The 19,991-nt window shown below is 65.5% G+C and carries 18 protein-coding genes; 1 reads left to right on the top strand and 17 read right to left on the bottom strand.

Features of this window, described 5'->3' with window-relative positions:
- Positions 1–56 precede the first annotated feature (56 nt).
- From ftsA to ftsW, 9 genes are all read right to left on the bottom strand, one after another.
- On the bottom strand, positions 57–1,391 hold the full coding sequence (gene ftsA, locus METH_RS11920) for a cell division protein FtsA (protein WP_024090731.1): 1,335 nt from the start codon (positions 1,389–1,391) through the stop codon (positions 57–59).
- Position 1,392: 1 nt separating this feature from the next.
- On the bottom strand, positions 1,393–2,292 hold the full coding sequence (locus METH_RS11925) for a cell division protein FtsQ/DivIB (RefSeq protein ID WP_024090732.1): 900 nt from the start codon (positions 2,290–2,292) through the stop codon (positions 1,393–1,395).
- Positions 2,280–3,200, bottom strand: coding sequence for a D-alanine--D-alanine ligase (locus tag METH_RS11930; protein WP_024090733.1), 921 nt, complete (start codon positions 3,198–3,200; stop codon positions 2,280–2,282). The genes METH_RS11925 and METH_RS11930 overlap by 13 nt, the downstream gene beginning before the upstream one ends.
- A gap of 297 nt (positions 3,201–3,497) precedes the next feature.
- Positions 3,498–4,439 carry a UDP-N-acetylmuramate dehydrogenase gene (murB, locus tag METH_RS11935; RefSeq protein WP_044008655.1) on the bottom strand — a complete coding sequence of 314 codons (942 nt, stop codon included), beginning with the start codon at positions 4,437–4,439 and terminating at the stop codon, positions 3,498–3,500.
- A complete protein-coding gene (locus tag METH_RS23940; RefSeq protein ID WP_156927482.1) occupies positions 4,364–4,696 on the bottom strand; it encodes a hypothetical protein in 333 nt (110 codons plus the stop codon). The genes murB and METH_RS23940 overlap by 76 nt, the downstream gene beginning before the upstream one ends.
- A 126-nt stretch (positions 4,697–4,822) precedes the next feature.
- Positions 4,823–5,071 carry a DUF2484 family protein gene (locus tag METH_RS11940; RefSeq protein ID WP_024090735.1) on the bottom strand — a complete coding sequence of 83 codons (249 nt, stop codon included), beginning with the start codon at positions 5,069–5,071 and terminating at the stop codon, positions 4,823–4,825.
- A 68-nt stretch (positions 5,072–5,139) separates the two neighbouring features.
- Positions 5,140–6,537, bottom strand: coding sequence for a UDP-N-acetylmuramate--L-alanine ligase (gene murC / locus METH_RS11945; protein WP_024090736.1), 1,398 nt, complete (start codon positions 6,535–6,537; stop codon positions 5,140–5,142).
- A 5-nt stretch (positions 6,538–6,542) separates the two neighbouring features.
- Positions 6,543–7,634, bottom strand: a complete 1,092-nt coding sequence (locus METH_RS11950; protein WP_024090737.1) for a UDP-N-acetylglucosamine--N-acetylmuramyl-(pentapeptide) pyrophosphoryl-undecaprenol N-acetylglucosamine transferase — start codon at positions 7,632–7,634, stop codon at positions 6,543–6,545.
- 26 nt (positions 7,635–7,660) lie between these two features.
- A complete protein-coding gene (gene ftsW / locus METH_RS11955) occupies positions 7,661–8,827 on the bottom strand; it encodes a putative lipid II flippase FtsW (protein WP_024090738.1) in 1,167 nt (388 codons plus the stop codon).
- Between the two features lie 235 nt (positions 8,828–9,062).
- Here ftsW and METH_RS11960 point away from each other — a divergent pair, with 235 nt between their 5' ends.
- Entirely contained in the window at positions 9,063–10,244 is a 1,182-nt protein-coding gene (locus METH_RS11960; protein WP_024090739.1) for a BaiN/RdsA family NAD(P)/FAD-dependent oxidoreductase, read from the top strand.
- A 49-nt stretch (positions 10,245–10,293) separates the two neighbouring features.
- Here the strand turns inward: METH_RS11960 and murD are convergent, their stop codons facing one another.
- From murD to mraZ, 8 genes are all read right to left on the bottom strand, one after another.
- Complete coding sequence (gene murD / locus METH_RS11965) at positions 10,294–11,691, bottom strand: UDP-N-acetylmuramoyl-L-alanine--D-glutamate ligase (protein WP_024090740.1); 1,398 nt, start codon at positions 11,689–11,691, stop codon at positions 10,294–10,296.
- 406 nt (positions 11,692–12,097) lie between these two features.
- Positions 12,098–13,180 carry a phospho-N-acetylmuramoyl-pentapeptide-transferase gene (mraY, locus tag METH_RS11970; RefSeq protein WP_024090741.1) on the bottom strand — a complete coding sequence of 361 codons (1,083 nt, stop codon included), beginning with the start codon at positions 13,178–13,180 and terminating at the stop codon, positions 12,098–12,100.
- Positions 13,181–13,214: 34 nt separating this feature from the next.
- A complete protein-coding gene (locus METH_RS11975; RefSeq protein ID WP_024090742.1) occupies positions 13,215–14,603 on the bottom strand; it encodes a UDP-N-acetylmuramoyl-tripeptide--D-alanyl-D-alanine ligase in 1,389 nt (462 codons plus the stop codon).
- Complete coding sequence (locus METH_RS11980; RefSeq protein WP_024090743.1) at positions 14,600–16,087, bottom strand: UDP-N-acetylmuramoyl-L-alanyl-D-glutamate--2,6-diaminopimelate ligase; 1,488 nt, start codon at positions 16,085–16,087, stop codon at positions 14,600–14,602. Before METH_RS11980 ends, METH_RS11975 begins: the two co-directional genes overlap by 4 nt.
- A 19-nt stretch (positions 16,088–16,106) precedes the next feature.
- A complete protein-coding gene (locus tag METH_RS11985; RefSeq protein WP_024090744.1) occupies positions 16,107–17,891 on the bottom strand; it encodes a peptidoglycan D,D-transpeptidase FtsI family protein in 1,785 nt (594 codons plus the stop codon).
- On the bottom strand, positions 17,888–18,238 hold the full coding sequence (gene ftsL / locus METH_RS11990) for a cell division protein FtsL (protein ID WP_024090745.1): 351 nt from the start codon (positions 18,236–18,238) through the stop codon (positions 17,888–17,890). Before ftsL ends, METH_RS11985 begins: the two co-directional genes overlap by 4 nt.
- The gene (rsmH, locus tag METH_RS11995; protein WP_024090746.1) at positions 18,235–19,227 is read right to left on the bottom strand and encodes a 16S rRNA (cytosine(1402)-N(4))-methyltransferase RsmH; all 993 of its coding nucleotides are present in this window, start codon (positions 19,225–19,227) and stop codon (positions 18,235–18,237) included. Before rsmH ends, ftsL begins: the two co-directional genes overlap by 4 nt.
- A 3-nt stretch (positions 19,228–19,230) precedes the next feature.
- The gene (gene mraZ / locus METH_RS12000) at positions 19,231–19,734 is read right to left on the bottom strand and encodes a division/cell wall cluster transcriptional repressor MraZ (protein ID WP_084013787.1); all 504 of its coding nucleotides are present in this window, start codon (positions 19,732–19,734) and stop codon (positions 19,231–19,233) included.
- Positions 19,735–19,991 lie beyond the last annotated feature (257 nt).

The following is a 19,991-nucleotide window of genomic DNA, read 5'->3' on the forward strand; positions in this document are numbered from 1 at the left end:
GTCCTGCCGGCGCTGTCACGCCCTCTTTGACCCGTCAGACAAAAATCAAAAACGGCTTACCAGTTGTCCCGGAACCAGCGCACGGCGCGGCCCAAAGTGCCCGCCGGATGGCGGCTGGCCGGCATCTCGAAGTCCCACCATTCATCCTGCGGATGGGCCGCAAACAGGCACAGCCCCACCGCAGAGGCAAAGCCCGGCCCGGTCGCCGATTGCGGCAGGCCATGGACGCGCAAGGGACGCCCCAGGCGCACCTGCTGGCCCAGAATGCGGCTGGCGAGCCCGTCCAGCCCCATGATCTGGCTGGAGCCGCCGGTCAGCACGATCTGCTGGCTGGGCAGATATTCGAAACCCGCTGCATCCAGCCGCGCCCGCACCTCTTCCAGGATCTCTTCAACACGGGGCCGCATGATGCCGATCAGCTCAGCCCGGCTGACGGTGCGGCGGTCATGCTCCCAATCGCCGGTATCGCCGCCGATGTCGATCATGTCGCGGTCGTCGGCGCCGGTGGCATGCACCCCGCCGCAAAAGGTCTTGATCCGCTCGGCATTGGTCAGCGGCACCCCCAGCCCCATCGAAATGTCGCTGGTGATGTGATCGCCGCCCAGACGCACCGCGTCGGCATAGATCATGTGCTTTTTCATGAAGACCGAGATCGAGGTTGAGCCGCCGCCCATGTCGATACAGGCGGCCCCCAGCTCCTGCTCATCCTCGACCAGCGCCGAGAATCCCGAGGCATAGGCCGACGACGCAATTCCCGCCAGTTCCAGGTCGCAGCGCTGGATGCAGCGCACCAGGTTCTGCACCGCGATGGCATCCACCGTCAGCATATGCATGTCGACCGCCAGCGTCTGCCCCATCTGGCCGCGCGGATCCCCCAGGCCGGACCGGTTGTCGAGCGCAAAGTTCACCGGCTGCGCATGGATCACCTCGCGGCCCGCGCCGTATTCCGGCACCTCGCAGGAGGCCAGCACCTGCGCCACTTCATGTTCCGAAACCACCTGGCCCTCGAGATCCAGCTTGGCATCCAGCCCGTAAGAGCGCGGATTGGCGCCGGAGAAACAGGCAATCACGTGATCGACCCGCACCTCTGCCATTTTCTGCGCCGCCTGCACCGCGGTGCGGATGGCGCGCTCGGTCTCCTGCATGGCGGTGATTTCGCCGAATTGCACGCCGCGCGACCGCGTCGTCGCCGCCCCGATCACCCGGAACCCCGACTGCCCGGCCAAGGCGCCGATGGAGCCATCCTCGCTCAGCCGCCCGGAGCCGTCGAACCGCAGCACCAGGCAGGCGATCTTGGAACTGCCCACGTCCAGAATGGCCACCACGCCGCGCTGCATCGCCTGACGGCGCATCTGCCGCATTGCCCGCTGCGATTGATAGAGATCTGTCATGCTACTGCCCGCCCCCATTCAGCTGCCGGATCCGCCACCAGTTCTCCACTGAGTTTTCGGTCATCCGCACGGTCGGACGCCCAGCCAGGCGCATATCCACCGCGGCCACATCGCGTTCCAGCAAATCCTGCACTTCACTCACCGCCAGCACCCGTTCCAAAGCGCGCACCGGCTGCTCCGCCGGCAGCATGATCCGCTGCTTGCGGTCCAGCACCACGTCCCAGCGCCGCTCGCCCACACGGACCAGCCCGCGCAGCCGCGGCCCCAGCGGTTTGGCCGCTGCGAACAGCTGCAGCGCCTGTGCCGCCTGTTTTTCCGCCCCCTTGCCGGCGATCAGCGGCAGCTCAGGATGCAGGCTGCGGCGGCCCAGCTCAGCGACGTGAATGCCCTGCTCATCCAGCAGCGCCAGCCCCTCGCGGCTGCGCCAGATCAGCGCCGGCTTCCGTTCCTCGACGTCCACCTGCAAGATGCCGCCGGGGCGGATCCGCACGCTGGCGGATTTGACCGGGTCCAGCCCGGTGATGACGTCGCGGATCTGCTCCAGATCCAGATCAAAGGAACTCACAGGAAATTCGGCCGGCACCACCTCGCGGATGTCCTGCGCCACACTGGGTCCGGCCCCGTCCACCGCCATCACGTTGACCATGAACTCGGGCCGTTCCTCGATTGCGGCGCGGGCGTCGCTGACCAGCCCCTGCAGCGCCGCGCGGCGGGTCTCATCCGCCAGATAGGCACTGCCCGCAGCAAAGATCAGACAGAACGGCACCCCGATCCGCAGGCCGAACCGGATACCCGGCGTCAGCATCCAGCGCTGCAACCGGTACTTCAGCCGCGACGGCGCCGGATCCGCCCGTACCTCGCCGTCGCCACTGCGGCGCAAGCGCCCCTTCAGCGGTTGCATGAGGCATCCTCCACCATCCAGGCGCACAACTCGCCAAAATCCATGCCGCAGAAGGCCGCCTGCTCCGGCACCAGCGAGGTCGGAGTCATCCCCGGCTGGGTATTGGTCTCCAGCAGGATCAGCCCGCCCGCGCCGCGCGCCTCGTCCCAGCGGAAATCGGTGCGGCTGACACCGCGGCAGCCCAGCACCTCATGCGCCTTCAGCGCATAGTCCAGGCACAGGTCATGAATTTCCCGCGGCAGGTCCGCGGGCAGCACATGGCGCGAGCCGCCGGGCTTGTATTTGGCGTCATAATCATACCAGCCATCGGTCAGGATATCGGTCACCGTCAGCGCCTTGTCCCCGACCACGGTGGTGGTCAGCTCGCGCCCCGGCGCATAGGTTTCGACCATCACCTCGGACGGCATTTCTTCCGACAACTGCGGCGGGCCGTTGGCAGCCTCCTGCACAATATAAATGCCGACGCTGGAGCCTTCATTGTTAGGCTTCACCACATAAGGCGGCGCCATCACATGGCCTGCGCCGACCTCATCCTTGGCAAACAAGCCGCTTTCGACAACCGGCAGCCCGGCGGCGCGGTACACTTCCTTGGAGCGCTGCTTGTCCATCGCCAGCGCCGAGGCCAGCACCCCGGAATGGGTATAGGGGATGCCCAGCCATTCCAGCACACCCTGCACACAGCCGTCCTCGCCCCAGCGCCCGTGCAGCGCGTTAAACGCCACATCCGGCTTGATATCCGCCAGGCGCGCGTACAGGTCCCGGCCTGCATCCACCTCGACAACCTCAAACCCCTCACCGCGCAAAGCGGCCGCGCATTCACGGCCGCTGGACAGCGATACTTCGCGTTCGGCTGACGGTCCGCCCATCAGCACCGCGACTTTCGGGAGTGCCCTGCTCGACTTACTCACCACGAAGCGCCTCAATTTATACGGGGCTTTGCGCCCCTGGTTTTTAGGGTCCTCAGAAAAACCCGTTCTATCTCTTTGCCCGGATGGTCCCGGCCGTTTGCTCCAGGGCTATACGGCCCCTTTATAACCCAGGCGGATCAGTGCCGCCGTGCCGGCACCCTACCGCCCAAAATCTTACCGAGGTGTTAACCGCGCCTTTACCACAATTAAGGCTTCCGCTCCCTGAGCCCTTCGCGGACCCTATGATCACCTCAGCCTGCGGTCACAGAAGCCTTTGTCAACGCAGTAGATTTCCAGCTATTCGGGAAGCGGATCACCAATCCGCATGATTTCCCACTGTAGCGTGATGCCGGAATTCTCGTAAACCTTTTTCCGCACGTCTTCCCCCAATCCCTCAAGATCTGCGGCAGTTGCGCCACCGGTGTTGATCAGAAAGTTGGAATGCTTCTCGCTCATCTGCGCGCCGCCGCGCTGCGCTCCGCGCATGCCGGCGTTGTCGATCACCTTCCAGGCCTTGAGGTCATGCACATCATCCGCACGCCCTGTCGACGAAAACCCTGCCGGATTGCGGAAGGTAGAGCCGGCCGAGCGGTCGCGGGTCGGCTGGGTCTCATCGCGCTTCTGCAATTGCGCCGCCATCCGCGCGTGCAGCTCCGCCGGGTCGCCCTTGGGACCGCGCAAAACAGCCGAAACCAGCACCGCGCCCTCAGGGAAAGCGGTCTGACGGTACTCAAAGCTCAGCTCTTCGGCGGTGATCTCGCGGATCTCCCCCTGCCGCGTCACGATCGTGGCCGAGACAAACACATCCGCGGTGTAACTGCCGTAACAGCCCGCGTTCATCCGCACCGCGCCGCCGATCGAGCCCGGAATGGTGCGCAGGAAGGTCAGGTCAACACCCGCATCCGCCGCGCGTTTCGCCACATGCGCATCCAGCGCCGCCGCACCCGCAGTGACGGTATCGCCCTCTGTCCCGATACTGTTGAATCCGCGGCCGAGCCGGATTACCACTGCCCGCAGGCCGCCGTCGCGCACGATCAGGTTCGACCCCACGCCCATCGGGAACACCCGCACCGCCGGGTCAAGATCGCGCAGGAATGCAGCCAGATCGTCAACATCAGCAGGCTGAAACAGATGCTCTGCCGGTCCGCCGACGCGCAGCCAGGTCAGCTCCGCAAGCGGTTTCTGCCCGGTAAGGCGGCCACGCACCGCCGGAAGAATAATTTCACTTTCCGCCGCCATCGTCTTTTCCGTCCCAAGTTCCAGCCAGCCAGCGAGCACAGTCCGTAGACCAGGTGGCCGCCGAAATAAAGGGATAACACGACGAAGCGGCCAGTCCCTGCCGCAAACAGCAGCCGGCCAGCCAGCCAGATCAGAACCACGAACCAGATTGAACCGGCAATGGCGGCGGCTGTCGTCCGTCCCGCCCGCGCCAGACTGTAAAACGACATCAGCCAGACAGTGCCGAATGCCAGCCAGATCAGAGCAACAGCAGCCATGGGCGGCCTCCACCGCCAGCGGAAACACGCTGGACCAAACAGGGAACACGAGATATTCCTGTTAGGGTATCCGGCAATCCGCAAGAAATCGTTAACTTTTCCCGGACCCGGCGGGCGGCGTAATGGCTACAGCCCCATGGCGCGTTTAACCCAGCGCCCGAAATACAGCACCGGCCAGCGCAGCACCGACATGCCCGCCAGCAGCACCGCCAGCCCCCACCAGGGGCCGTTTTCATAGGTCACATAGCCCAGCAGCGGCACCCCCAGCGCAATCAGCACATAGGCCCGGGCCCAGTGATTGTCGCGGCTGGGAATCATCGCCAGCACATTGGCCGCCAGCGCCCAGACGGCGGCAAGGGTCAGCGACAGCGTCATCGCGCCGTTCTCCGGACGCAAAACCGGCGGTGTTCTTCAGAACATCCGGCCACCGGCCGCCGCATCCCTCAGCGCCCCAGCCGTTCAGGCAGATCATTGGCCCAGGCGCTGATGGTGCCGGCGCCGAGGCAGACAACCATGTCGCCGGGGCGCGCCTGCTCGCGCACCAGGCGCTCAAGATCCTCTTCGCTGAGGATGGCGCGGGCGTGGCGGTGGCCGTGGCGGATCAGCCCTTCCACCAGATCGTCGCGGCTGGCGCCCTCGATCGGTTCCTCTCCCGCCGCAAACACCTCGGCGATGGCAACCACGTCGGCCTCGTTGAAGCAGCCGCAGAAATCCTCGAACAGGCTGGACAGGCGTGAATAGCGGTGCGGCTGATGCACAGCGATCACCCGGCCCTCGCTGGCCTGGCGCGCCGCCTTCAGCACCGCGGCAATCTCGACCGGATGATGGCCGTAATCGTCGATGATGGTGACGCCGTTCACCTCGCCCACCTTGGTGAAACGCCGGTTCACACCGCCAAAGGCCGCCAACGCCTCGCGGATCTCGGAACTGTTCATGCCCAGATGCCGTGCCACTGCCACGGCGGACAGCGCGTTAGAGACATTGTGGTCCCCCGGCATCGGCAGGGTGCAGCCCTCGATCACCCGGTCTTCGGCCTGCAGATGCACATCGAAATGCGCGACACCCGCCTTGTAGGTCAGGTTCACCGCCCGCACGTCGGCCTGCGCATTGAAACCATAGGTCACCACCCGGCGGTCCGAGATCCGCCCGATCAGCGCCTGCACCTCGGGGTGATCGGTGCAGCAGACCGCAATGCCGTAGAACGGGATGTTGGACACGAATTCAAAAAACCCGTCGCGCAGCGTATCGAAATCGCCCCAGTGCTCCATATGCTCCGGGTCGATGTTGGTCACCACCGCAATGGTCGCGGGCAGCCGGTTGAAGGAACCGTCGCTTTCATCCGCCTCGACCACCATCCATTCGCCCTGCCCCATCCGCGCGTTGGAGCCATAGGCGTGAATGATGCCGCCGTTGACGATGGTGGGGTCAAAGCCGCCGGCCACCATCAACTCGGCCATCATCGTGGTGGTGGTGGTCTTGCCGTGGGTGCCGGCAATGGCGATGTTGGATTTCAGCCGCATCAGTTCTGCCAGCATGTCGGCCCGGCGCACCACCGGCAACCCGCGCAGGCGGGCCTCGTCCAGCTCCGGATTGCCCGGTTTGATCGCCGAGGAGATCACCACAACCGCAGCCTCCTCCAGGTTCTCCGCCTTCTGGCCCACAAACACCCGCGCGCCCAGCTCTTCCAGCCGGGCGGTGATCTTGCTGGCCTTCAGGTCCGAGCCCTGCACGCTGTAGCCCAGGTTCAACAGCACCTCGGCGATGCCCGACATGCCGATACCCCCGATCCCCACAAAATGGATCGGGCCGACGTCACCGGGCAGTTTGGTTGCAGGGTTCATGACAGTTATCCTTCCTGGGCCAGTTGCTCAACCAATGCCGCCAATCGTTCGGCGGCATCGGGAACCCCGGCGTTCAGTGCAGCGGCCGACATCTGGGTGGCAGCCTGCGGGTTACTCAGAATTGCGCCCATATGCTCTGCCAGCACCGGGATATCAAGGGCGCTTTCGGGGATCATCACGGCGGCATTGGCGTCAACCAGCCCACGGGCGTTGGCGCTTTGGTGGTCGCCTGCGGCTGCGGCAAAGGGGATCAGGATCGAGGGCCGCCCGATCACCGAGATATCGGCCACCGACGAGGCGCCCGAACGCGAGATCACCAGCTGTGCCTCCGACATGCGCGCAGGCACATCGTTGAAAAAGGTCTGCACATCGGCATTGATGCCATGGTCGGCGTAAAACGCATTGACCCGGTCCAGGTCCTCGGCGCGCGCCTGATGCGACACCCGCAGATGCCGGCGAATGTGATCCGGCAGCGCGGCAACCGCGGCAGGCACCACGTCGGACAGGATCCGCGCGCCCTGGCTGCCGCCCATCACCAACAGCGACATCGGGTAATCACCGGGCGGAATATAGGCGGCTCCGGCACGTTCCATCACCGCGCTGCGCACCGGATTGCCCACATGCTCATGCGCGACGCCTTCAGGCAGCAAGGCCGGCCAGGTGCCGCAGGCCACGCCTGCCACCCGCTTGGAAAACAACTGGTTCACCCGGCCCAGCACGCCGTTCTGCTCATGGATCATCCGCGGCAGCTTCAGCAGCGTTGCCGCCCCCAGGGCCGGAATCGACGGGTAGCCGCCAAAACCGATCACCGCATCGGGGCGCTCGCGCCGCATCTGCAGTGCCATCGACAGCACACCGCCCGCGATCTTCGGCCCCGCCAGCGCCTTGGCCAGCAGCCCGCCGCGGGCAAAGGTGGCCGAGGACACCTGGCTGATCTCAACCGAATGCGGGAAGCCGCCGGTATAGCGCGCCCCGCGCGCATCGGTCGACAGCTTCACCCGCCAGCCGCGCGCCAGCATCACTTCTGCCAGCGCCTGCGCCGGAAACATATGGCCGCCGGTCCCGCCAGCGGCCATCAAAAGCAGTTTCTGTGCCATCCTCAGGGGGTCTCTTTCACATCTCGTCAGCGGCCGCGGCCGCTCAGGTAATCTGCAATCCCGCCCTGCGGACGCGTGCGGGTAAAGGCCAGGAGCATACCCACCGCAATCCCGGTGGCAATCAGCGAAGATCCGCCGTAGCTGACAAACGGCAATGTCATGCCTTTAGCGGGCAACAGCCGCACCGCAACACCCATGTTGATCATCGCCTGCACGCCGAACATGCACACCAGGCCGGTGCCGGCCAGGCGGATAAACGTATCGCGCTCGCGCATCAGCCGGAACAGCGACCGCACCACGATCGAGGCATAAAGCGCGATCAGCACCGCCACCAGCACCAGCCCGTATTCCTCGGCCGCGACCGCAACGATGAAATCGGTGTGCGCATCCGGCAGCGACCATTTCACCTGGCCTTCACCGACGCCGACCCCGAACAGCCCGCCTTCGCGGATGGCGTTGGTGGCATAGCCCAGCTGGGTGGTGGGATCGATATCCGGGTTCAGGAAGCCGTCGATGCGGCGGGCAAAATGCTCCGAGCTGTTATAGGCAAAGACCCCCCCCAGCACCACAACGGCAGCCATGCAGACCAGCAGCAGCATCGGCGCGCCTGCCACAAAATACATCACTCCCCAGCCGAACAGGATCAGACAGGCCTGGCCGAAATCCGGCTGCAAAACCAGCATCATGACCACCATCATGCACAGCGCGAACGACATCAGCGTGCCCGGCGGCCCGTTGATCTGCTGGCTGGCGGCAATCATCCAGGCCGCGACGACAATAAAGCCCGGTTTCAGGAACTCCGACGGCTGCAGCGAGGCAAACCCCAGCGAATACCAGCGCACCGCGCCCTTGCCGAAATCGGTGCCGAAAATCGGCAGAAAGGCCAGCGCGACAAAGGTCAGGGCAAAGCCAACCACCGCCAGCCGCCGCACCAGCGTCGGCGACATCACCGAGGTGACCAGCATCGCCGCCAGCGCCGTCAGGCCGAAAACCGCCTGCCGCTGCACATAATGGAAATTTCCGAACCCGTTGCGCTCGGCCAGCGGCACCGAAGCCGCCAGCCCCAAGAGCAATCCGATCACGAACAATATCAGGACGCAGGACATCGTCCATTTATCCAGCGTCCGCCACCACTTGGGAAGAATCGGCTCACCAGCCTGCACGGGAACCGCGCCATAGACCATCTCAGTCATGGGAATACCGCCACTATATGCCTCGTTCCGCCCCATTTTTCGGGGTCTCGCTGAAACTGTAACGAAACGTGAGCCGCGGCGCCAGAAAAAGAACACAGTTCGGCAGGAATCCACCGCACTGCCGTGCAGGCATCTTGACAGGCAGGTTGCCGCCGTCCGGCTGCGGCGGTCCGCAAATCCCCGCTTGCCCGGTCTTCCCCTTGCGCCGGCGCCGGTTCCATGGTCGATGCGCGCCATGCAGATAAACACCTTGATTCTCGGCGCCGGCGCGGCCGGCATGATGTGCGCACGCTATTCGGGCGGCAGCACATTGGTGATCGACCACGCCAAGGCGCCGGGCGAGAAGATCCGCATCTCCGGCGGCGGCCGCTGCAACTTCACCAACATGTACGCGGACCCCAAGAACTACCTCTCCGCCAATCCGCATTTCTGCAAATCGGCGCTGGCCCGCTACACCCAATGGGATTTCATCGGGCTGGTGGACCGCCACGGCATCGCCTGGCACGAGAAAACCCTGGGCCAGCTGTTCTGCGACGGTTCCGCCAAACAGATCATCGCAATGCTGGTGGAAGAGCTGCATCAGGCCGGCGCGGACCTCTGGCTGCAGACCTCGGTGGACTCCGTCGAACGGACCGCAGCGGGATTCTCCGTAAGGCTCCTGCGCGAGGGCAAGCCGCAGACCGTCACTTGCCGCAATCTGGTGCTGGCCACCGGCGGCAAATCAATCCCCAAGATGGGCGCGACCAGCCTTGCCTATGACCTCGCCCGCCAGTTCGGGCTGGAGCTGACGGAGACCCGCCCGGCGCTGGTTCCCTTCACCTTCCCGGACGGCCGTTTCCAGCCGCTGGCCGGAACCGCCCTGCCCGCGCGGCTGTCGAACGCGCGCACCTCCTTCGACGAAGCGCTTCTGTTCACCCACCGCGGCCTTTCCGGCCCTGCGGTGCTGCAGCTTTCCTCCTACTGGCGCGAGGGAGAGGAGATCACGGTGAACCTGATCCCCGAGACGCCTCTTTTCGATCTCCTGCGCGACCAGCGCCAGAGTGAAGGCCGCCGCGACCTGACAACAGAACTCGCCCGCCACTTGCCTGCCAAGCTGGTGGATTTTCTGAAACCCCAGCTGTCCCTCAAGGGCCGTCTGGCCGATCAGTCCGACACCGCGCTGGCCGCGCTGTGCGAGGCCCTGCAAAACTGGCGCCTGCTGCCTTCCGGCACCGAGGGCTACCGCACCGCCGAGGTCACGCTGGGCGGCATCTGCACCGATGGCTTGTCCTCCAAAACCATGGAGGCCAAATCCGCCCCCGGCCTCTATGCCATCGGCGAGGCGGCAGATGTCACCGGCTGGCTCGGCGGTTACAACTTCCAATGGGCCTGGTCATCGGGTTTTGCCGCTGGCACCGCCATCGCCGCCGCCAGCTGACCCGCCGCCCCGGCCGGCGCTTTCCGCTTGGGTGAGCCTGAAGCCCCCCCTAGCCCAGCCGCTTGTTCACCTCGGCAGTGAAATCCTCGCCGCGCTGTTCGAAATTGTCGTACTGGTCGAAACTCGCCGCTGCCGGCGCCAGCAGAACCGTGTCGCCCTCCTGCGCGTCCTCAATGGCGCGCTCGACCGCTGCCGCCATAGTGGTGCAGACCTCGGCCTCCACATCCAGCTGCAGCGCAAAGCCAGCCGCCTCGCGGCCGATCACATAGGCTTTCACCACATTGCCGGTCTGCCCCTGCAGCCCTTCCAGCCCGCCGTCCTTCTCCAGCCCGCCGCAGATCCAGCGGATGTTCTTGAACGCACTCAGTGCCTTAACCGCACTGTCCACATTGGTGGCCTTGCTGTCGTTGACATAGCGCACGCCGCCGCTTTCGGCGATGGTCTGGCTGCGGTGCGGCAGGCCGGGGAAGGTCGCCATCGCATCGCCGATCAGCCGCGGCGCCAGCCCCAGAGTGCGCGCCGCCGCATAGGCCGCGCAGGCGTTCTGATGGTTATGCGCCCCCGGCAGACCGGTCATGCCGCGCAGATCGATCGAGGCCGCCTGCCGCTCCTTGCGGTACTCGCTCAGAAAGCCTTTGCGGGCAAAAACCTGCCAGCCCGGCCCGGTCAGCTTGCGCGCGGCGGAGATGCGGATCACCCGGTCATCGCCTGCCGCTTCCGACAGCTGTCCGGCCAGAAACAGCCCCTCATCCTCGTCAATGCCAATCACCGCGCGGTCCGGCCCGCCCTCGGCAAACAGCCGCCGCTTGGCCGCGAAATAACCGCCCATGCCGCCATGCCGGTCCAGATGATCAGGGCTCAGGTTGGTGAACACCGCCACATCCGGCGTCAGCGCCCGGGCCAGCTCGGTCTGATAGCTCGACAGCTCCAGCACCACCACGCCGCCGTTGCCGGGCGGATCTATGTCCAGCACGCCGCGGCCGATATTGCCCGCCAGCTGGCTCTCGCGGCCCGCTTCCTGCAGGATGTGGTGCAGCAGCGCCACCGTGGTCGATTTGCCATTCGACCCCGTCACCGCCACCACCCGCGGCGGCTGGTCATGCATCTGCCATTCGGCATCGGCAAAGGAGCGGAAGAACAGCCCGATATCATTGTCCACCGGCACCCCGGCCTCCATTGCCGCCCGGATCACCGGGTTCGGCTTGGGATACAGATGCGCGATGCCGGGCGAGGTGATCAGCGCAGCAACGCCGTCAAAGGCACCGCCCTTGTGCAGGTCGCGGCAGGTGAAGCCATCCGCCTCTGCCGCCTCCCGCGCGGCAGGGTTGTCGTCCCAGCAAACAGGTTCCGCCCCGCCCGCCCGCAAGGCGCGCGCTGTCGCCAGCCCCGAACGGCCCAGCCCCAGCACCGCCACCTGCGCGCCCTCATATCCTTTGACCGGGATCATCGCCTGCCCTCCGCACATTCATATTTCGCCACGCACCCTGTACCGCAGCCCAAGGGATTTGCAAGCCATCGCCCGGCCGAAAGGCCGGGCAGCGCCCGTTGCACATCCGCCGTACGCTGCCCTCACCGCATCTTCACTTCAACGGGCTACGCTCCACCCGTTGCAACAAAAGACCAGGAGACCGGCCCCCCAAGACCACCTCTTCATTGGGTGCAGGGCGGGTCCGCACAGGCCGCTAGACGGACATGGCCCCTGACACCGGCCATCCGATGCTCCGCCCCCTTGGCGGCGCCGCCTTCTTCGTAAAGGAAAACCGCGCCAAGCCTGAAGCCCCGCGCGGTTCATATAGAGGATAAGAGCTTCACCGCCCGCCGGAAACCCAGGCGCGGCGGGTAAACGGCGTGGATTAGCGCACTTTCAGCGTCGCAAGGCCGATCATCGCCAGGATCAGCGAGATGATCCAAAAACGGATCACGATCTGCGGCTCCGCCCAGCCCTTCTTTTCATAGTGGTGATGGATCGGCGCCATCAGGAACACCCGGCGCCCGGTGCGCTTGAAGTAGAGGACCTGAATGATCACCGACAGCGCTTCAACCACAAACAGCCCGCCGACGATGGCCAGCACCAGCTCATGCTTGGTGGCCACGGCAATAGCGCCGAGTGCTCCGCCCAAGGCCAGCGAACCGGTGTCGCCCATGAACACAGCCGCCGGCGGCGCGTTGTACCACAGGAACCCCAGGCCTGCGCCGAACAGCGCCGCGCTGAAAATCAGGATCTCGCCGGTGCCGGGCACATAATGCACGTCCAGATATTCGGTAAAGTCGACCCGCCCCACCGCATAGGCAATCACCCCCAGCGTGCCGGCCGCAATCATCACCGGCATGATCGCCAGCCCGTCCAGCCCGTCGGTCAGGTTCACCGCATTGGCGGCGCCGACAATAACGCAGATCGAAAACGGCACATAGAACAGGCCAAGATTGATCAGCGTGTCCTTGAACACCGGCAGCGCCAGCTGGTTCTGCAGCGCCTCCGGGTGGAACCGCGCAGCCAGAACCGAGCACAGCGCCGCAATCGCGATCCCCAGGGTCAGCCGCAGCTTGCCCGACACCCCGGCCGTGGTCTGTTTTGACACTTTGGCGTAATCATCGGCAAACCCGATCAGCGCAAAGGCCAGCGTCACCAGCAGCACCATCCAGACAAAGGGATTGTCGAGCCGCGCCCACAGCAGCGTCGACGACAGCAGCGCGCCGACAATCAGCAGCCCGCCCATGGTCGGGGTGCCCGCCTTGGAAAAATGCCCCTCCGGCCCGTCATCGCGGATCGGCTGGCCCTTGCCCTGTTTGCGGCGCAGCACATTGATCAGCGGCTTGCCGAACAGAAAGCCAAAGACCAGCGCAGTCATAAAGGCGCCGCCTGCGCGGAATGTGATATAACGGAAGAGGTTGAAAAAATCCCCCCCGTCCGACAAAGCGGTCAGCCAATAGAGCATCCTGGCCCTTCCCTCGTTCTTCTTGCACGTTTTCTTATTTGCGGCCGGAGTGACCCATTTCGCGGATGCCGTCAACGATCTTGGCCAGGCCCATGCTGAGCGACCCCTTGGCCAGCACGATGTCGCCGCCCTTGATTTCGCCTGCCAGGCCGGGCACGGCCTCAGTGCTGCTGTGGTACCATCCGCCGCGTTTCCCCTCCGGCAGCGCGTCATGCAGCGCCTGCATCAGCGGGCCGATGCAATGGATCTTGTCAATGCCTTCCACCGCCTCCAGATCGGCCAGCCCGGCGTGCAGTTCAGCCTCCTGCGGGCCAAGCTCCTTCATATCGCCGGCATAGGCAATCCGGCGGCCCGCGCCCGGGGTGGCCGCCAGCACCGCCAGCGCTGCCGCCATCGAGGTGGGGTTGGCGTTGTAACTGTCGTCCAGCAGGGTAACCTCACCGCTGTCCAGCCGGATGGTTTCGCGCACCCCGCGGCCCTTGACCGGCGACCACAGCGCCAGGCTTTCCACAGCGCGCGCGGGATCCGCCCCCAGCGCCTCGGCGCAGGCCAGCGCGCCTAGGGCGTTCATCGCAAAATGCGCGCCTAGCGATTGAATATGCAGCTCCACCGCGCGGCCGCCCGCCGTGGCGCGGGCAACAGTTTCCTCGCCCTTGATGCTGGCAGAGTGCAGCGTGTAGTCCCCGGCGCTCCCGCCGAACCACCGGGCGGCTGCCCCCAGATCCGACGCCGCGTCCCGCAGCACCTGGGCCTCGGCAATATCGGCGTTCAGCACCGCAACACCGCCCGGCTCCAGCCCCTGCATGATCGCGGCTTTCTCGCGCGCGATGCCTTCGACGTCCTCAAACGCTTCCAGATGCACCGCCGCCACTGTCGTCACCATCGCCACATGCGGTCGGGCCTGCAGTGCCAAGGGCGCAATCTCGCCGGGGTGGTTCATGCCGATCTCGATCACCGCAAACTCGGTCTCGCGCGGCATCCGGGCCAGCGTCAGCGGCACCCCCCAGTGGTTGTTGTAGCTGGCAACGGCGGCATGGGTGCGGCCCTGATCCGACAGCATCCGCGCCAGCATTTCCTTGGTCGAGGTCTTGCCGACCGAGCCGGTCACCGCAACGACCTTGGCCTGCGAACGCGCCCGCGACGCCCGGCCCAGAGCCTCCAGCCCGGCCTGCACGTCGTCCACGATCAGCAGCGGCGCATCAGCGGGGACGCCCTCGGGAATGCGGGACACCAGCGCGGCGCCCGCGCCCTTTTCCAGCGCCTGCGCCACGAAATCATGGCCATCGCGCGCGGCCTTCAGGGCCACGAACATATCGCCCGCCTCAAGGGTGCGGGTGTCGATCGACAGGCCGGTGACAGCCCAGCCGCCCTGTGTGCGCCCGCCGGTGGCAGCGGCGGCCTCTGCCGCGGTCCAAAGCGTCATGCGATCCTCCCGTCCAGCGCGGCCGCAGCAATGCTGGCCTGTTCCACATCGTCAAACGGCAGCACCGTGTCGCCCACGGTCTGGCCGGTCTCATGCCCCTTGCCGCAGATGATCAGCGCATCGCCCGGCCCCAGCAAGTCAGCCCCGCGCAGGATCGCCTCGGCGCGGTCGCCGACCTCGATGCAACCGGGGGCGCCGCCCTTCACCGCGGCGCGGATCACCGCCGGGTCCTCACTGCGCGGGTTGTCGTCCGTCACGATCACCACATCGGCATTTTCATGCGCCGCCTGCCCCATCAGCGGGCGTTTGGTGATGTCGCGGTCGCCGCCTGCGCCGACGATGGCAATCAGCCGGCCCAGCACATGCGGGCGCAGCGCCTTGATGGCACTGGCAACAGCATCCGGCGTATGGGCGTAATCGACAAACACGGCCGAGCCGTTGTCCCGCTCTGCCGCCAGCTGCATCCGGCCGCGCACCGTGGTCAGATGCGGCAGGGTTTCAAACACCCGCTCCGGGTCCTCGCCGCCGGCAATCACCAGCCCGCAGGCCAGCAGCACATTTTCCGCCTGAAAACCGCCGATCAGGTTCAGGCGCAGCTGATAGGGCTCGTCGTGCCAGGAAAACCGCATATCCTGGCCGGTGCCGTCATAGCGCAGACCCATCAGGCTGAGATCGCCAAGGCCCCGGCCCACGCTGATCACTTCCTGCCCGCGGGCGGCAGCCACGGCGCGCATCTCGGACCCGCGCGGGTCATTCATGTTGATCACCGCAATGCCTTCCTCCGGCAGCACCCGGCGGAACAGGCCCGCCTTGGCGGCGAAATAGGCGTCAAAGGTCTCGTGATAATCCAGATGGTCCTGGGTGAAGTTGGTAAAGCCTGCCGCCGCCAGCTGCACCCCGTCCAGACGGCGCTGGTCCAGCCCGTGCGAGGAGGCCTCCATCGCCGCATGGGTCACCCCTGCTGCGGCGGCCTCAGCCAGCGCGCGGTGCAGGGTGATCGGCTCCGGCGTGGTATGCGCCAGCGGGTAGCTCCAGGCGCCCTCGATACCGGTGGTGCCCATATTGACGGCCTGATGGCCGAGCTCCATCCAGATCTGGCGCACAAAGCTTGCCACCGATGTCTTGCCGTTGGTGCCGGTGACCGCAACCACGGTCTGCGGCTGGCCGCCGAACCACAGCGCCGCGGCGTAGGCCAGCGTCTGGCGCGGGTCCTCCACCACCACCAGCGCGGCGTGGCTTTCGTCCAGAATCCTGGCGGCGATCCCGGCGCCCGCGGTATCGGTCAGAATGGCGGAGGCGCCCAGTTCCAGCGCCGCGGGGATGAATTTGGCCCCATGCACCTGACTGCCCGGCAACGCCGCAAAAAGATACCCCTGCCGCACCTCGCGGCTGTCCACTGCCAATCCGCTGATCTGCGGGTCGGCACCGCCGCGGGCGGTCAGCCCCAATTGGCTCAGGGGCTGGTCTGGTCTGCTGCTGCTCATGACGGCCCTCTGCCCTAGTTCAGTTCGAGGTGAGGGTTATACCAGTCACCTCTGCAGGTTCAACTTGCGGACGCAGCCCCAACAGCGGCGCGACCCGGCCGATCATCTCGGCCGCCACCGGGGTGGCGGTCCAGCCAGCCGTGCGGCGTTCCTCGCCATGGGCAATAATGGACGGTTCGTCCAGCGTCACGATCAGCACGTATTTCGGGTCATGTGCCGGGAAAATAGAGGCAAAAGTGGCAATCACCTTGTCATCATAATAGCCGCCGCGCGGCTTGGGCTTGTCGGCGGTGCCGGTCTTGCCGCCGACCTGATAGCCTTTGACCCGGGCAAAGGATGCGGTGCCTTCGCTGACCACCTTGCGCAACATCTTGCGCGCGGCGGCGGCGGTGCGTTCGCTCAGCACCCGTTCACCCAGCTGCGGCCCGGGCTGTTTCAGAATCGTCGGCGCCACATAGCGGCCGCCATTGGCAATCGCCGCATAGCCCGCCGCCAGATGCATCGGCGTGGTGGAGATGCCGTGGCCATAAGAGATGGTCATCGCCGACAGCTCGGACCAGTTGGCGGGCAGCAGCGGCTTGCCGCCCTTGGCCTCGGAAATCTCGAACGGGGTCGGCTCCAGCATGCCCAGCGTGTCGAGGAAGCTTTTCTGCCGCTCCGCCCCGATCTGCTGCGCCAGACGCGCGGTGCCGATGTTGGAGGATTTGACGATGATCTTGGTCACCGACAACTCGTTGCCGTAATTACGGAAATCGCGGATCGCAAAGCGGCCCCAGCGCAACGGGCCGCGGGTGTCGATCACCGTGTCGGCGCCGACCAGACCCAGCTCCATCGCTTGCGCCGCTGTGAAGATCTTGAAGGTGGAGCCCAGCTCATACACCCCCTGCACCGCGCGGTTGAACAGCGGGCTATCGGAGGGATCGAAGCCGGAGGTGGGCGGGCGCGGCCGGTCGTTGGGGTCGAAATCCGGGAAGGACACAACCGAAATCACCTCGCCGGTATGGACATCCATCAGAATCGAGGTCGCGCCCTTGGCATTCATCAGCTTCATGCCGCCATACAGCACCTGCTCGGACGCGGCCTGCACGGTGAGGTCCAGCGACAACTGCAGCGGTTTGCCAGCATTGGCCGGGTCGCGCAGATAGGTGTCGAACTGGCGTTCCACCCCTGCGACGCCGATCACCTCGGCGGCATTCACGCCTTCCTTGCCGAACCCGGCGCCGCCCAGCACATGGGCGGCCAGGCTGCCATTGGGGTAAAGCCGCATCTCGCGCGGGCCGAACCTCAGGCCGGGATCACCGATATCATGCACCGCCTGCAGCTGCTCGGGGCTGATTTTCTTCTTCAGCCACAGAAACTTGCGCTTGCCGGTGAAGTCCTTGATCAGCCGGTCGCGGTCCAGGTCGGGGAAGATCTGCACCAGTTTATCGGCGGCGCCCGCAGGGTCGATCATCTGCGGCGGCTGGGCATAAAGGGAGTGCGTTTCGAAATTGGTGGCCAGCAGGCTGCCGTTGCGGTCAACGATATCGGCACGCTGCGCGGCGATGACGCTGCCCGCGGCGCTGGCCACAGGCTCCGCCGGTTCGGAGACCGCCGTCATCCCCATCCGCGCGGTGATGGCGCCGAAGGCGCAGACAAAGAACAGCCCCAGCACCAACAGCCGCCCCTCGGCGCGCTGGCGGGACTGCACCTGCATCTCCTGATGGCGCAGGCTGATGTTTTCCGCCTCGATCACATCCGGGTTTTCACCGGTTGCGCGGGCATGCAGAACCCGCGCCAGCGGGCGGAGCGGGGTGCGGATCATGGCTGGCTCCTCAGGTTCAGGCCCGAAACCTCGACACCTTCGGTGATCACCAGCTCTTCGGGTTCAGGATATGAAACCTCATCCACCCGGCCGAACTGGTCGGGGCGCAGCGGCAGCAGGCCCAGGCTGTCGAAATTGATATCCGCCAGGTCGCGCAGCCGCTGCGGGCGGTTGAGATAGGCCCATTCGGCGCGCAACACGCTGAGCCGCACCTGCGCCGCACCGATCTGCTGCTGCAGGGCGCGGGTTTCCTTCAGCACCTGCTGGGTGGCATAGTTTTCGCGGTAGGCCCAGAAGGCGAGGCCAAAGACGGCCAGGCAGGTTGCGGCATACAGCAAAGTCTTCATTTGCGCGCCTCTTTCAGCTGCGGCATTCCAAGTTCCTTGGCCGAGATCGGCCCCGGTTCAGCCCCGGTGCGGCGCCCGACCCGCAGACGGGCGGAGCGGGAACGCGGGTTTTCCGCCAGCTCCTGATCGTCCGGGCCCACGGCCTTGCGGGTGACCAATTCGAACTGGCTGGGGGTTTCCGCCTGCTCCGGCGCATAGCGGTTGGCGCGGCCGGTCTTGCCCGCGCGGTGCTGGAAGAAGCGTTTGACCATCCGGTCCTCGACCGAATGGAAGGTCACCACGGCCAGCAGCCCGCCGGGTTTCAGCGCGCGCTCGGCCGCCAGAAGGCCCTCGAACAGCTCGTCATATTCGGCGTTCACCGCGATGCGCAGACCCTGGAAGCTGCGGGTCGCCGGGTGCGACTGGTTCGGTTTGGGGCGCGGCAGGCAGGACTCAATGATTTTCGCAAGGCGCAGAGTCGTGGTGATGGGTTCAATCGCGCGCTCGCGCACGATCGCCTTGGCGATGCGGCGGCTGGCGCGTTCTTCGCCGTAGTGGAACAGGATGTCGGCAATCTGCGCCTCGTCCAGCTCGGCGATCAGATCGGCGGCGGAGGGCCCCGACTGGGACATGCGCATATCCAGCGGGCCGTCCCGCATGAAGGAGAAGCCGCGCTCGGCCAGGTCCAGCTGCATCGAGGAGACGCCAAGGTCCAGCACCACACCGTCGAGATCCTGCGCATATTCATCCATGCGCGAGAACACACCCTGCTGCAGGATCAGGCGGCTGCCGTACGCCCCTGCCCAGGGCTTGGCCATCTCAAACGCCAGCGGGTCGCGGTCGACGCCGGTGACTTCGTCAGCGCCGGCCTCAAGCAGGCCGCGGGTATAGCCGCCTGCGCCGAAGGTGCCGTCCAGCCAGCGGCCCGAAACCGGGGCCACGGCCTGCAGCAGCGGGCGCAGAAGGACGGGAATGTGGGGACCATTGGCAGCATCTTGGTCCTGGGTCATGGGTCAAACGCCTCCGGCGCCATCTAGGAATTCCAGCGGATCGAAATCCTCGGGCAGGTCTTCCATCAGTTTCTCGGCTTCCGCCATTTCGACCTCTTCATAGGTCTCGGGCTTCCAGATCTGGAAGGTGTCGCCGGACGCTATAAAGAAGGCCTCGCCCTCCAGGCCGATCTTCTGCCGCAGCTTGGCAGGCAAAACAAGGCGGCCGGTCTCATCCACATTTGTCGGCAAGGATTGGCCGTTGAACATGCGTTCAAGGATCTTGCGCGGCTTGGAGCCGCGCGGCAGGGCCGCGATCTTGGCGTCCACCTCGTCGATGGCTTCCATTGTATAGCATTCAAGGAACTGGCGGCGGTGATCACCGTAGACAATGACCAGTTCGGGGCTGTCGCCGGATTTCCAGTTGGGATCGGCGGCCTCCAGCACACGGCGAAAAGAGGCCGGGATTGACACCCGCCCCTTGCTGTCCACCTTGTGGTGGCTTTCGCCTCTGAACCTGCGGCCCAATCTACCGTCCCTTTTCGCGCGTCCCTCGCGTTAAACCGTTCCCCAGAATGAAAAGGGGCGGGTTGATCTGCTGCCACTGATCAACCCGCCGCCTTGGCCCGCTATGCGGGATGTCCGACTACGCGCGCCACCTGGGGGGATGTCTGCTCGCTCGCGCGCCGGATCTCTTGGTTCGATGAAAGCGAAGGCCTGTATGAAACCTGCTTTTTTAGTTTGGCTTGGGGTCGTTTGGCGCCCCGTCCCTCGTCTCATTCGAT

The sequence above is a fragment of the Leisingera methylohalidivorans DSM 14336 genome (assembly GCF_000511355.1).
Classification (GTDB): domain Bacteria; phylum Pseudomonadota; class Alphaproteobacteria; order Rhodobacterales; family Rhodobacteraceae; genus Leisingera; species Leisingera methylohalidivorans.